The organism is Maribacter taeanensis (assembly GCF_047345145.1).
Taxonomy (GTDB): Bacteria; Bacteroidota; Bacteroidia; order Flavobacteriales; family Flavobacteriaceae; genus Maribacter_C.
The window spans coordinates 1,033,440-1,046,492 of record NZ_JBLFER010000001.1 but is presented as its reverse complement, the minus strand read 5'-3'; the positions used below and the strand labels follow the sequence as shown (position 1 = coordinate 1,046,492).

12 protein-coding genes are annotated in these 13,053 nt (G+C 36.3%); 5 read left to right on the top strand and 7 right to left on the bottom strand.

The annotated features are described in order from the left end of the window. Positions 1 to 126: 126 nt before the first annotated feature. Genes ACKWCD_RS04675 through ACKWCD_RS04665 form a run of 3 tightly spaced genes read right to left on the bottom strand, consistent with a single transcriptional unit; the run spans position 127 to position 3,403 of the window. On the bottom strand, positions 127 to 1,836 hold the full coding sequence (locus ACKWCD_RS04675; RefSeq protein WP_413982772.1) for a phospho-sugar mutase: 1,710 nt from the start codon (positions 1,834 to 1,836) through the stop codon (positions 127 to 129). A gap of 29 nt (positions 1,837 to 1,865) precedes the next feature. Continuing rightward, positions 1,866 to 2,840, bottom strand: coding sequence for a glycosyltransferase family 2 protein (locus ACKWCD_RS04670; protein WP_413982771.1), 975 nt, complete (start codon positions 2,838 to 2,840; stop codon positions 1,866 to 1,868). Positions 2,841 to 2,881: 41 nt separating this feature from the next. Further along, complete coding sequence (locus ACKWCD_RS04665) at positions 2,882 to 3,403, bottom strand: DUF4199 domain-containing protein (RefSeq protein WP_413982770.1); 522 nt, start codon at positions 3,401 to 3,403, stop codon at positions 2,882 to 2,884. 181 nt (positions 3,404 to 3,584) lie between these two features. Between ACKWCD_RS04665 and ACKWCD_RS04660 the strand changes: the two genes are divergently transcribed. The 3 genes from ACKWCD_RS04660 to mtaB all read left to right on the top strand — a co-directional run bounded on the left by ACKWCD_RS04660 (position 3,585) and on the right by mtaB (position 6,577). Next, a complete protein-coding gene (locus ACKWCD_RS04660) occupies positions 3,585 to 3,899 on the top strand; it encodes a type B 50S ribosomal protein L31 (RefSeq protein ID WP_413982769.1) in 315 nt (104 codons plus the stop codon). Between the two features lie 158 nt (positions 3,900 to 4,057). Beyond that, complete coding sequence (locus ACKWCD_RS04655; protein ID WP_413982768.1) at positions 4,058 to 5,233, top strand: GlmU family protein; 1,176 nt, start codon at positions 4,058 to 4,060, stop codon at positions 5,231 to 5,233. A gap of 12 nt (positions 5,234 to 5,245) precedes the next feature. Further along, complete coding sequence (gene mtaB, locus ACKWCD_RS04650; protein ID WP_413982767.1) at positions 5,246 to 6,577, top strand: tRNA (N(6)-L-threonylcarbamoyladenosine(37)-C(2))-methylthiotransferase MtaB; 1,332 nt, start codon at positions 5,246 to 5,248, stop codon at positions 6,575 to 6,577. 51 nt (positions 6,578 to 6,628) lie between these two features. On the opposite strand, the gene ACKWCD_RS04645 is transcribed toward mtaB, so the two are convergent. Both ACKWCD_RS04645 and ACKWCD_RS04640 read right to left on the bottom strand, forming a co-directional pair. After that, positions 6,629 to 9,220 (bottom strand): zinc-dependent metalloprotease, encoded by a 2,592-nt coding sequence (locus ACKWCD_RS04645; protein WP_413982766.1) that lies wholly within the window; start codon positions 9,218 to 9,220, stop codon positions 6,629 to 6,631. Between the two features lie 126 nt (positions 9,221 to 9,346). Continuing rightward, positions 9,347 to 9,640: an N-acetyltransferase gene (locus ACKWCD_RS04640; RefSeq protein ID WP_413982765.1), complete on the bottom strand. Its 294-nt coding sequence runs from the start codon at positions 9,638 to 9,640 to the stop codon at positions 9,347 to 9,349. A 164-nt stretch (positions 9,641 to 9,804) separates the two neighbouring features. Here ACKWCD_RS04640 and ACKWCD_RS04635 point away from each other — a divergent pair, with 164 nt between their 5' ends. Both ACKWCD_RS04635 and ACKWCD_RS04630 read left to right on the top strand, forming a co-directional pair. Then, positions 9,805 to 10,467 carry an alpha/beta hydrolase gene (locus tag ACKWCD_RS04635; RefSeq protein ID WP_413982764.1) on the top strand — a complete coding sequence of 221 codons (663 nt, stop codon included), beginning with the start codon at positions 9,805 to 9,807 and terminating at the stop codon, positions 10,465 to 10,467. 68 nt (positions 10,468 to 10,535) lie between these two features. Further along, positions 10,536 to 11,483, top strand: coding sequence for a lytic transglycosylase domain-containing protein (locus ACKWCD_RS04630; RefSeq protein ID WP_413982763.1), 948 nt, complete (start codon positions 10,536 to 10,538; stop codon positions 11,481 to 11,483). A 107-nt stretch (positions 11,484 to 11,590) separates the two neighbouring features. On the opposite strand, the gene ACKWCD_RS04625 is transcribed toward ACKWCD_RS04630, so the two are convergent. Together ACKWCD_RS04625 and ACKWCD_RS04620 are read right to left on the bottom strand one after the other, a co-directional pair. Then, positions 11,591 to 12,106, bottom strand: a complete 516-nt coding sequence (locus ACKWCD_RS04625; protein WP_413982762.1) for a DUF2892 domain-containing protein — start codon at positions 12,104 to 12,106, stop codon at positions 11,591 to 11,593. A gap of 4 nt (positions 12,107 to 12,110) precedes the next feature. After that, a complete protein-coding gene (locus ACKWCD_RS04620) occupies positions 12,111 to 12,995 on the bottom strand; it encodes a DUF6263 family protein (RefSeq protein ID WP_413982761.1) in 885 nt (294 codons plus the stop codon). Positions 12,996 to 13,053 lie beyond the last annotated feature (58 nt).

Below are 13,053 nucleotides of genomic sequence, written 5' to 3'. Positions count from 1 at the left end.
CATCATTTTGCACTCTAATTTCACCTTTTTTTCCTTTCGTAGCGGTGCTATGAAACTCAAAAAAGGTTTCATTACAGCACAAAAGCATGCTTTTTCGCTTGAATAAAAGTATCAAGAATAAATTCATTAACTCAGTTGGAGTTCCGAAAGGATGGTTTGAATCTTGATGTCAAGAGCTGCGCTTACACTTTTGAAATCTGAAGCGTTTTCTAAAGTTGTGTTGGTACTGATATAAAATTTCACCTTAGGTTCAGTACCACTAGGCCTTGCAGCAACCCGGGTTCCGTCTTCGGTTTCATAAATCAGCACATTTGATTTTGGTAAATCGATTGTCTTTTCTTCTCCGGATATCACATTAGTAGCAATCGAAGTATTGTAATCTTCAATCCATTTTACTTTTGAACCGGCAACAGATTCAACAGGGTTTTCTTTAAAATCTTTCAACATCTGCTTAATTTCTTCGGCGCCACTCATACCTTTTTTTGTTAAAGCAACAAGATGTTCTTTGTAAAATCCGTAATCGACATAACAATCAATCAAATCTTTGTAGAAAGAACTTCCGTTTGCTTTGGCCTGAGAAGCAATTTCACAAGCGAGTAGAGTAGAGGTAACCGCATCTTTATCACGAACAAAATCACCAACCATATACCCGAAACTTTCTTCTCCACCACCAACAAATTTCGATTGTGGAAAGTCTTTAATCATTTTACCAATCCATTTGAACCCAGTCAAAGCGGTTTTGAATTCTACACCGTAGGCTTTTGCCATCGCTTCCATCATAGGTGTGGAAACTATGGTTGTAGCAATAAATTCATTGCCTTGAAAGCCTTTTTCTTTTTGTTGTTCTAAAAGGAATTTGGTCATTAAGACCATTGCTTGATTTCCGTTTACGATTTCCATCTTACCTTCTAAGTTACGAACTGCGATTCCCAATCGGTCACTATCTGGGTCTGTACCAACCACCATATCAGCACCAATCTCCTCTGCTTTTGCAACAGCGATTGACAGAGCTTCTGGCTCTTCAGGGTTTGGAGATTTCACCGTGGGAAAATCTCCATCAGGTTTTGCCTGTTCTTCAATTACAGTAACATTGTTGTATCCGGCGCGTTTTAAAACTTCCGGAATAGCCGTAATCGAAGTTCCGTGTAAAGAGGTGAAAACAATTTTAAAATCATCCTTTCCTGCCGCTCCAAAGCTTCCCTTTTCAACGGACTGTGAAATGAAAGCTTCATCCACATCTTTGTCAATGAGTTCAATAAGGCTATCATCCGAAGAAAAATTAATATCCTCAAAAGAAAGTGAATTGATTTCTGAAATGATTTCTCCGTCTTGAGGTGGTACGATTTGTCCGCCATCTGTCCAATATACCTTATAACCATTGTATTCAGGCGGGTTATGAGATGCCGTTAAAACGATTCCTGCGTGGCAATTCAAATGACGAACTGCGAAGGACAATTCGGGAGTAGTTCGTAATTCTGAAAAGAGAAAGACTTTGATTCCGTTTGCTGAAAATACCTCTGCAACGGTTCTTGCCAGGGTATCACTATTGTGACGGCAATCGTAGGCAATTACAACTTTTATTTCTTCTTCAGTATAGGATTTTCTCAGGTAGTTGCTTAAACCTTGTGTGCTTTTTCCTAAAGTGTATTTGTTGATTCTATTGGTTCCTGCACCCATCATTCCGCGCATTCCACCGGTGCCGAATTCCATATTCTTGTAGAAACGGTCTTTTAATTCTTCGGTATTTGTGTCAATAAGGTTTTGGACTTCTTTTTTGGTGGCATCGTCAAAAAAATCAGTCAACCAACTTTTGGCGGTTTCTAGAATGGAATCCATATAAATGTATTGTGTTTAAGGGTACAAATTTAAGAAGAATATTGCTCTTCTTTGACTGTGAGATTGATTTCCTCAGAAACCGAATAACGCGCTTCATTCTTTTTGGAACGGATAATCATTTCTCCTAAAAAACCGGCCAAAAACAATTGCGAACCAATCAGCATTGACGTCAGTGCGATATAAAATTGCGGACGTGAAGTAATCAGTCTTCCGGTAGGATTGATGAATAGCTTGTCAATGCCTAAATAAATGGCAAACCCAAAACCGATAATAAACATGAGTACGCCCCAAGCGCCAAAAAGGTGCATGGGTTGTTTCCCGAATTTAGATACGAACCAAATAGTTATTAAATCTAAAAATCCATTTATAAATCGTTCCATTCCAAATTTTGTTTTGCCGTATTTACGAGCCTGATGTTGCACTATTTTTTCTCCAATGTTTGAGAAGCCCGCATTTTTTGCCAATACCGGAATGTAGCGGTGCATCTCTCCAGAAACCTCAATATTTTTGACCACTTTTTTGTCATAGGCCTTGAGTCCGCAATTAAAATCATGCAATCTCACCCCTGAAGTTCGTCGTGCTGCCCAATTGAAGAGTTTTGAAGGCATGTTTTTAAACAATACGGAATCGTAGCGCTTTTTCTTCCAGCCAGATACCAATTCATAGCCTTCTTCTTGAATCATTTTGTAAAGCTCAGGAATCTCTTCAGGATTATCCTGTAAATCGGCATCCATAGTAATAACCACATCTCCTTTTACCGCTTTGAAACCAGCATGAAGAGCCTGTGACTTGCCAAAATTACGCTGAAACCGAATTCCTTTAACTGAGGGATTCTCCTTTGCTAATTTTGAAATGATATTCCATGAATCATCTGTACTGCCATCATCAATAAAAAGAATCTCATATAAAAAATGATTGGATTGCATAACATCTGCAATCCAATCATGAAGTTCTTTTAGTGATTCTTCTTCGTTAAGTAAAGGAATTACTACGGATAAATTCATTGGTTACTTCTGATTGTCTTTTCAAAAGTACGATTTTGACCTTAATCTTGTGGATTTTGTTTTTTTAAGAACAGACTTGCGATTAAACCGATGACCAAACCTGTAATGATATTTATAATAAGAATGATGGGGTAGGCCATCCATGCAAATTTTTTCTGCATTTCAACACCTTGATTCCATTGTTCATCAGTCATTTTAGGGTTTTCCTCTAGAACTTTTACCTTGGCGATTTCCATAGATTTATCAAAAAAGTCAGGCTCAATTACATTCGAAAGAAGAGCATACCAAATAAGCCCTAAAATTCCTGAAATCAATGCTATACCAGCTCCTAACTTTAGGCCTTGCACAATTGTCAAATAGCCGCCATTGGCTTTTTTGAATTGTATCATTCCGAAAACAATTGCTGCAATTGTTAAAGCTATTCCAATAGATCTAATATCCCAGCCTTGTTCATAGTGCAAGTCCATGCTATATAACATAAGGCTAAAAATAACACTGACACCTCCCAATAAAAGGCCGTAAGTCCATGAGAATTTTCCAATTTTAGGTTGATTTTCTTCCATTTTTAGTTGTTTTTAGGTTATTACTTTGGTTAGTTGTCTAATTGTTAGTTTTGTTACAATCTAAAGTTACAATTTTTCAACTTTCTTTTTTAGAATTTAAAATTGCGGATTAAATAAAAAGAATTAAATTTGCAGCCTGAATTTAGTGCCTGTCGGAATGGGTGCGTTAAAGTGTATTACAATGAAAAAAGGGATTCACCCAGAGAATTACAGATTAGTAGCTTTCAAAGACATGTCAAACGACGAAGTGTTTTTGACAAAATCTACAGCTGATACAAAGGAAACACTAGAAGTTGATGGTGTTGAATATCCTTTGGTAAAATTAGAAATTTCAAGAACTTCACATCCTTTCTATACTGGTAAAGCCAAATTTTTGGATACTGCTGGTCGAATTGACAAGTTCAAAAGCAAATACGATAAGTTCAAAAAGAAAGCAGCTCCAAAGGCAGAAGAGGCCCCAAAAGTTGAGGCTGCTGCGAGTAAAGAAGAAGAATAGACCGTATTTTACAGATAAAATATACCTTACGCCTCTGATACCTAGTATCGGAGGCGTTTTTTTGTCCTCCCCCAACCACTCCTCAAGGAGGGGAATTTCAATCCAATAATTAGAATAGTTAGATTACCTATTTTTGTAGCGACTTATAAATCTTATACATGAATTACATTCTTTTTGATGGTCCTGTTCGAGAAGCATTGCTTCCCTTTACATTTACAAGACCAGTTGCTGATATTCGCGTTGGTATCTTAACCATACGAGAGAAATGGGAAAAATACTTAGGAAATACAACCACAACGATTACTGAGGAATACTTGTCTGAAAAGTATCCTATGGTAGAAATGGAGCAGAATGTTTTGATTAATGCCTCTTTTTTACCGAATTCAGAACTTGTAGAAATGGTAAAAGCGCTAGGCGAGAACGAAGCTGTTTTTTATGAAGATGATGTTGTTGCTTTTTACGCCAAGGAGGCGCAAGATGATATCGACTTTAGTTCATTTAATCAGATTGAATATGAAGGAGATGTTCTTCGGATTGAATATACCTGGGATATCTTTTCAAAAAATGAAGCAGCAATACAAGCGGATTTTGATTTTATCACTGAGGGAAGAAAAAGCCAACCCATTTCTAGTACCAATAATTTAATTAATCCGGAGAATATCTTTTTGGAAGAAGGTGCAAGTGTAGAGTTCAGTATTTTGAATGCTACCGACGGACCTATTTATATAGGGAAAGATGCCCAAGTTTGGGAAGGCAGCCTTATTCGAGGTTCTTTTGCACTTTGTAATAATGCCACAGTCAAAATGGGTGGTAAAATGTATGGCGCTACTACCATAGGACCGTATTCGAAAGTATGTGGAGAAGTAAGCAATACGGTTATTTTTGGATATTCAAGTAAAGGGCATGAAGGGTATTTGGGTAATGCGGTTTTAGGGGAATGGTGTAATATTGGGGCAGATTCGAATAATTCCAACCTGAAGAATAATTATGCAAAAGTGCGCATATGGAACTACGCTACTGAAAAGTTTGACCAAACCGGATTGCAGTTCTGCGGACTTATGATGGGCGACCATAGTAAAACTGCAATCAATACGATGTTCAATACAGGCACTGTAATCGGTGTAAATTGTAATATTTATGTACCAGGGTTTCCAAGGAACTTTGTCCCTAGTTTTAGCTGGGGTGGCGCTTCGGGTTTTTCAAGTTACTTGCCTAGAAAAGCATTTGATGTAGCTAAGGTGATGATGGCTAGACGTGGCGTTGAATTTGATGATGTGGAGGCTAGAATCTTAGAACATGTATTTGAGTTGACTAAAAAATGGCGAAACTATTAAAGAAGTAATTAATTGGAGAAAAAGAAAGTCGCATTTTATACATTAGGCTGTAAGCTTAACTTCTCTGAGACGTCAACCATTGCAAGAGGTTTTCAAGAAGAGGGCTTTGACCGTGTAGACTTTTCTGAAAATGCCGATATGTATGTTATCAATACCTGTTCAGTTACCGAGAATGCAGACAAGCGATTTAAAACCATTGTAAAACAAGCGCAAAAGGTGAATCCTGATGCTTTTGTGGCGGCCATTGGTTGTTACGCACAGCTGAAACCAGAACAGTTAGCTGCTGTTGATGGAGTGGATTTGGTTTTAGGAGCTACCGAAAAATTTAAGATTACCGATTATATCAACGACCTGTCTAAAAATGACATGGGCGAAGTGCATTCTTGTGAAATAGAAGATGCCGATTTTTATGTAGGGAGTTATGCTATAGGGGACAGAACGAGAGCTTTTTTGAAAGTTCAAGATGGTTGTGATTATAAGTGCACCTATTGTACGATTCCATTAGCTAGAGGAATATCAAGAAGTGATACGGTAGAAAATGTTTTGAAGAATGCTGCCGAGATATCATCTAAGGGAATTAAAGAAATTGTACTCACAGGAGTTAATATCGGAGATTACGGAAAAGGCGAATTCGGAAACAAAAAACACGAGCATACTTTTTTAGATTTGGTCAGGGCTTTGGATGATGTAAAAGGGATACATCGATTACGAATATCGTCAATAGAACCCAATCTTTTGAAAAATGAGACGATTGATTTTGTGGCAAACAGTAATTCATTTGTGCCGCACTTTCATATTCCTTTACAAAGTGGAAGCGATGCTATTCTTAAGTTAATGCGTCGACGCTATTTAAGCAATTTGTATGTTGACAGAGTTAAACGAATCAAAGAAGTGATGCCACATGCATGTATTGGCGTGGACGTGATTGTTGGATTCCCAGGAGAAACTGATGAGCATTTCCTAGAAACCTACCATTTCTTGAATGAACTAGGTATTTCGTATTTGCATGTGTTTACGTATTCTGAGCGTGATAATACGGCTGCAGCTGAAATGGGAGGCGTAGTACCTAAAAATGTCCGTAGCAAACGTAGTAAAATGTTACGGGGACTTTCTGTTAAGAAAAGAAGAGCCTTTTACGAGACTCAGTTGAGTACTAAAAGAACGGTTTTGTTCGAAGGAGAGAATAAAGAAGGGTACATCCACGGATTTACCGAGAACTATGTAAAAGTCAAAGCACCATGGAATCCTGAATTGGTAAATACACTTCATGAGGTGGAGTTAACATATATTGATGAAGATGGTGCGGTGCGATTTGAATTCGTTTCAAGTGCGGTAAAGGCATAAAAAAACTCTCAAAAGAAGTTACCCTTGAGAGTTTTCTTCAACACTTACCTTTTATTTCACTTCTTTGATTGTATTGTTAATCAAAGTTTTTAAATGATATTTATGCGCTTTTGTTGAAGTGTTTCCTGTTGAATTGGAGACCATTTTGTTAATTGCCTTCAAATTATACAAGGCCATAGTAACAGCATTGTTCGAATAACTAGTTTTTGAATTTCCTGAAACAACTTCGATTAACATTTTAACATATTCTTGTTGTAAGTTTTGCCTCATCGAATTTACATTTCCATAAATGTCGGCAGCAAAAACACCCTTATTTAAATCCGTCATAAACTCTCCCAAATCATAAGAATTGCCATATTGTTCCGAATCTGAAATACGCTGTAAGGTGTTTGGATGAAGAATATGTCTCAATACATTTTTTTGAAAACGTAGAATTGTCTCATGAATCTTTGGATCTTCCGGACCCCCGAAGAAATTAAATCCCCGACGTTGTCTTGCTAAATAGTTGTACAACTCTTTTGGCGAATTAAAAGCATTTTTTCCAAAAATATGAGTATTGATAGCTTTCATTGCTCTTTTTTGATCTTCATAGCTAACAGGGGTAAAAGGTTTGGTAGCTCCTTCTTGACCTGCCATGGCCCGATCAACATAAACGCCGCCAATGAATCTTGACATTACATTACCAGCCTGAGCATACTGTCCTAAAAGAATGCTATGGGCTATGCGCAGGTCGTTATAAGTATCACCTTCTATAGTGTATCTATCTTTCAACTTTCCAAACATCTGATTGACTAAAGCAATACGTTCAATGGAATAAGCAATTTGGTCATTTGACAAATCACCCGTGTTAACACGAGGGTCAATACCCTTGCCTGGAGATCGCATATCATCTGCGTCATTGCCAAACTGTAATTCAGGCTTAGTAGATTGGTTGAGTAGGTCTTGCATATCCTTTTCTGAATCAAAATTTTGATATCCGAATTGAATTGCCCAGATATCATAAGGTCCAACAGTTGTTGAATAGTAAGGTCCTTGTTTGCTAGGATCGTTCGAAACATTTATCGTCGTATAATCCATTACAGAACCTACAAGAGCTTTTCCCTTTAAAAATTCTGGATTTCTTAACTCTTCAGGACTAAACAATTGACTTGCTTTCATATTGTGATTTAAACCCAATGTGTGACCTACTTCATGCATTATGAGCTCTAACATGGCCTCTTTTCTCAAACCTTCCATAGCTAAATCATCTGCATTTGCGATTGTCAAAGCTGTTTTTCCAAACAAGGTGTTGAATTGCATCATATGTCCAAAAGAACAGGTCATATTATATTTTGAATTCTGCCAGTTTAAATTCGTATTTTGATTTTCTCCAGTGATATCATCAAATAGTCTTTCAACCCTTACTCTATTGGTGTGATAAACAAATTCTAACATGATATCTGCCCCGATTATCTCACCAGTTTTCGGATTTACAAAACTAGGACCGTAGCCCCCAAAAGGTGGGTTAGGAGAGGAGGCCCAACGTAAAACATTGTAACGAATATCACCCGCATCCCACGTAGCATCGTCAGGTTGTATTTTAACTACTATTGCATTTTTGAAGCCTGCTTTTTCAAACGCTATATTCCATCGCTCAACGCCCTCTTTGATAGTTTCTCTAAACTCCTTAGGGGTAGAGTTTTCAATCCACCAAGTAATCGGTTTAATTGGTTCAGAAATAGCCAATGATGGATCTTTTTTCTCTAAGTGCCATCGGTGAATTTTGTCTCTGTAATTTGTGGCTTTTACTGAAGTCATGTCATTGGTCTGCGTTAAGAAATAACCAACACGAGGATCATCTAGTCGCGGTTCATAATTGCTTTCATTTAGTTTAATGAAGCTGTGATGAATGTTTATGCTAACATTTCGACCATCGGTTACAGCATTGCTTCCACCATTTAAAATTGAAGGTGCGTTATAAATGTAGGATACTAAAAAATCAGTATTTTCTTCGTAATTACGGATTTCCTTAACCTTTGTGGCATTCTTATCGAGGTTACCTAAGGCGAAATCTGTTGGCTTCGCATTCGGAAATTTTGGAGGTTTAACCTGGGTGAGTTTTTCTTGCTTAAAAAGGTCGTCAACTTTAATTAAATAATGTCCTTTACTAGTATCTTCTGCCTCTATTTTAAAACTCGCAAGTGGGGCTTCACTTATATTGGCCTTGCTTGACTTAGATAAGGCGTTGTTCTCATCAAAAAAATAGGAGGTATTTTGAAATGTAAATTCAATTCTATTGTAAAACTTCGTGATTTTGAAAATGCGTGATCTGTCATAAGCACCTCTAAAACTGAAAGCGTCAGTAACCCCATCAGAAATTTGATTGAAATAGAGAAGTTCTTGATTAAGTTGATTTTTATCGATAAGCATTTGTAGTGAACCAGAAATTGTGTCTCGGTAAATAGTAAAAAGGCCTTCCGACTTTTTACTTGATTTAACCAGTTCTGCGATAGTCTTTTTTTTATCTTTCTTAGCAGAATCAACCATTTCGGTTGAAGCCTTCTTGTTTTTTTTCTTCTTTTTTTGAGCATTTAACGGATTGCTTACTAAAATAAAAATGCACGTAATACTGATTAATCTGAAAAGTAAAAAAGTAGTTCTCATTGAGCTGTTCATTAATGGTTTGATGAATTTTTTAAAAGTAGAATGATAAATATATGAAAGTTACAACTAAAAAAGCTCAACTATTTAAGTAGATAGTTGAGCTTTAATTTTTAAAGATATGAAATGTTAGATACGTATTCCAACAGGTAACATTTCTTTGTACTGTCTGTTTTTTCTTAAAAAACCTGCAATCTGCGGGCTGGTAGGTACAACTCTAAGGTTTTTCTCTTGAATGTGATGTAAAACGGATTTTATGAAATCCTCTTTAAATTCATCTTTGGTAATTGCCTCAGGAATTACCAGTTTGGTTAGAAAGACTTTACGCTCTTGAGATGAATATTCGATTTTAGCTAGGTGTCCTTCCACGCTAGTTTCGAATTGACGCAAGAAACTGTTGTCTTTAATTTCTACTTCATTCATATAGTCTGATTTTAAAGTTGGTTTAAGACAAAAAAATTACGGGGTTCTCGAACCGTAATTTTATATACTTTTACAAAAGTTAACTCTAGGGGCTTTTTTAAAAGCAGCATACAAAAGTACTGAAAAAATTACGAATTTCCTAGTTAAAGCCTGTATTATCCTATATGATTAATAATAAGATTCATGTTTACTTCATGCCTGGAATGGCTGCGAATCCATCAATTTTTAAACATATTCAATTGCCCAAAGACCAGTTTGAGCAGCATTTGTTATCATGGTTTATTCCTGATAAAAATATGACCCTTGAAGCCTATGCTTTAAAAATGACCAAGAACATAGCTCATAAAAACATTGTTTTAGTAGGGGTTTCTTTTGGAGGTATGCTGGTGCAAGAAATGGCTAAACATATTACAGCGAGTAAAGTGATCGTCGTGTCAAGCGTGAAACACGAGTCAGAACTACCTAAGCGCATGCTTTTTGCAAAATATACAAAAGTGCATAAATTACTTCCTACAGGTTTAGTGAATAACGTTGAACTATTGGCAAAATATGCCTTTGGTGAAACTGTGAATAAACGATTAGAGCTTTACGAAGAGTATCTTTCTGTAAAGGACAAATATTATATAGATTGGTCTATTGATCAAATTGTTAATTGGAAACAAAGTTATTGCCCTGATTGTCTAGTACATATACACGGTGAGAAGGATAATGTTTTTCCTATTGGTAATATAGAGAATTGTATTTCGGTACCAAACGGTACACATACTATGATTATTCATCGCGCAAAGTGGTTTAATGAGCATTTACCCACAATTATTTTAGATTAAATGAGTTGTATATAAGTTGGATTTAGAATTCGTTCTATACCTTTGAATAACAGATTAAATCGATAGAAATGAAGATTTTAAAGAATATTTTGATGGGACTAGGCGTCCTTTTTGTGGTTAGCACTCTAATTTTTGCGGTGCAATCAAAGACTGATGATGCCAACGATGTAGCAGAGAATGAAGTTGAGAAAAATGTTTCGGAGGGATATAGAATATCTGCCATTGACATTCCTGAAGATTTAAATTTTGCAGGTGAACCTGTTCCTCAAGATGATCCTGAAATCATGGAGCGTGTTGATCGTGAGTTTCTAGTAAATACGTATTGGCAATCCAACGCATTGTTATTAATGAAACGCGCACACAAGTACTTTCCTGTTATTGAGCCAATCTTGGCCAAGAATGGCATACCTGAAGACTTTAAATATTTAGCAGTTGCGGAAAGTGGTTTGCAGAACGTGGTTTCTAGTGCCAGAGCAACTGGTTTTTGGCAAATAATGAAAGCTACAGGTAAAGAATACGGATTGGAAATCAATACTAATGTTGATGAACGTTATCATTTGGAAAAATCAACCGAGGTTGCTTGTAGATATTTGAATAAATACAAGAAGAAATATGGTTCCTGGACTTTAGCAGCGGCCGCATACAATACGGGTACAGGTTCCGTTGATAAATACTTAAGAATACAAAAGGTAAACAGCTATTATGACCTTTTGCTTGGACAGGAGACAGGTCGCTACGTTTTTAGAATTATGGCAATAAAAGAAATCCTAAGTAATCCTGAGAAATATGGTTTTGATATTGATAAAGAAGATCTATACTCTGCGGTACCAACTTTCACCGTGGAAGTAGATAAACCGGTAGCCAATTTCGCGGACTTCGCTAAAGAGTATGGAATCAACTATAAAGTTTTAAAGAGACACAATCCTTGGTTGCGTGAACCTCACTTGAATAACGCCTCCGGAAAAAAATATACGATTGAGATTCCCAACAAAGGATACTATAAAGATTCTAAATAAGTATTCATTGGTTGCGTTGATCAGTTGAATACCAGTAAAACAAAAAGCACTTCTATTTGAGAAGTGCTTTTTGTTTTATAAAATTTAGTGATTTTTACCAACTGCCACTATATCTTCTTCATCTGTTGCTGCATCATTTTAATCTGTTCTGTCAGCATATTATTCTTATCAAGTTTTTTAGCCTCTTGGAGTAGCATAGTTGCTTCGCGTTTACGGCGCTTTTGCATGGCGATACCGGCAAGGCTAAGTTTAGCCATAGCTACATCATAATCCATGGTTAAACCTAGTTTCAATGCTTTTTTGAAATACTTTTCCGCTTGTGTGAGATTTGTTTGAGAAAATATTATTCCATGTAGATAATTATAATAACCCTGTTGCTTCGTAGTTAGTGCTGTTTCAGGATTACTGATTTTATTCAACCATTTCTGGGTGCCAATTAAATCTTGTTTGCGCATTCGAAGAAAAGCGAGTAAAATCATTTCATTTCTGAAATAAAGGAAAATAAATATTAACGAAAGTAAGATGAGAAAAATACCATTGCCAATTTCACCATCCCAAAATTGATAAATAGCATACGCTATGATGAGTCCTGCAATGATTAATTTAAATATTTTATTGAACATAAATTTAGTCTTTGATTTGTTTGTAGGTTATTGTTGAGCTAATGGTTGTTGGTATTTCTTGATCGCCCAATTGCGTCATTTTCGAAACACCTTCATATTGACCTTCGACAGTCATTTTGAAAATAAAGCCAGTTGTTAAATCCGTTTGAATTAAAGTGGTTTGTGAACCGGCCAAGTTCATAACGGTGCCAGATTCATTTGTTTCCATGAGAACTTCTGCAACACCAGATATCGTGGCACTTGTATCACTTATTTCCTTTAGTGTCCAAGTATTCTTAGCATTGAGTTTGCCAAAATATTCATTTTGCCATGTAGCGTCTTTGGCGACCAAGCTATCGCTATAAATATAGGTAAGCTGTTTATAGCTATTTGAAAGTGCTTCTGACCCAAATTCTTTTTCCAAACCCTTTTTCATCATGTTTTTTGAAAACTCATCCTCTAATCCTGATGCATTTGCCATTTTAGTAATCAAACTATCGCCCCCAATTACTTCTAGGATATCTCCATTTTTAGAAAGAATAAGTTTTATTGGAGTATTTAGTAAGCTATTGAAAATCTGAGACTGCATATCTTCCTCAGAGACTTCTTTTGCTTTTACATTCATTAGCTCTCCTTGAATACTTGAATTCATTGCTAAGTTTAGATCTCTAAAATAAAAGGCAACTTCATAACTATTCTCAAGTATATTGGTTACTTCAAATTCTAGAATTCCATTCAAATCATTCGTAAGTTCATGAGTTGCGCCATCAAGTTCTTGTATGATAGATTGATGTGCATTTTGCTGAATTACAAATACATCTCCTATTTTGAGATTGTATTCAAGCGTTGTTTGTGCGCTTAAAGTCCCACAGCACAATACAATAAGAAGGAATGTAATAGCTTGTTTCATAAGTGTTCTAGTTGCCGAAAATAGGCTGTGGCAAAAGTAATAAAAAGCTTGATGAGGG

Excerpts from the sequence above, each read along its gene's own strand:
- ACKWCD_RS04675 (WP_413982772.1), bottom strand. The coding sequence starts at position 1,836 with ATGGATTCCATTCTAGAAACCGCCAAAAGTTGGTTGACTGATTTTTTT.
- ACKWCD_RS04670 (WP_413982771.1), bottom strand. The coding sequence starts at position 2,840 with ATGAATTTATCCGTAGTAATTCCTTTACTTAACGAAGAAGAATCACTA.
- ACKWCD_RS04665 (WP_413982770.1), bottom strand. The coding sequence starts at position 3,403 with ATGGAAGAAAATCAACCTAAAATTGGAAAATTCTCATGGACTTACGGC.
- ACKWCD_RS04660 (WP_413982769.1), top strand. The coding sequence starts at position 3,585 with ATGAAAAAAGGGATTCACCCAGAGAATTACAGATTAGTAGCTTTCAAA.
- ACKWCD_RS04655 (WP_413982768.1), top strand. The coding sequence starts at position 4,058 with ATGAATTACATTCTTTTTGATGGTCCTGTTCGAGAAGCATTGCTTCCC.
- ACKWCD_RS04645 (WP_413982766.1), bottom strand. The coding sequence starts at position 9,220 with ATGAGAACTACTTTTTTACTTTTCAGATTAATCAGTATTACGTGCATT.
- ACKWCD_RS04640 (WP_413982765.1), bottom strand. The coding sequence starts at position 9,640 with ATGAATGAAGTAGAAATTAAAGACAACAGTTTCTTGCGTCAATTCGAA.
- ACKWCD_RS04635 (WP_413982764.1), top strand. The coding sequence starts at position 9,805 with ATGATTAATAATAAGATTCATGTTTACTTCATGCCTGGAATGGCTGCG.
- ACKWCD_RS04630 (WP_413982763.1), top strand. The coding sequence starts at position 10,536 with ATGAAGATTTTAAAGAATATTTTGATGGGACTAGGCGTCCTTTTTGTG.
- ACKWCD_RS04625 (WP_413982762.1), bottom strand. The coding sequence starts at position 12,106 with ATGTTCAATAAAATATTTAAATTAATCATTGCAGGACTCATCATAGCG.
- ACKWCD_RS04620 (WP_413982761.1), bottom strand. The coding sequence starts at position 12,995 with ATGAAACAAGCTATTACATTCCTTCTTATTGTATTGTGCTGTGGGACT.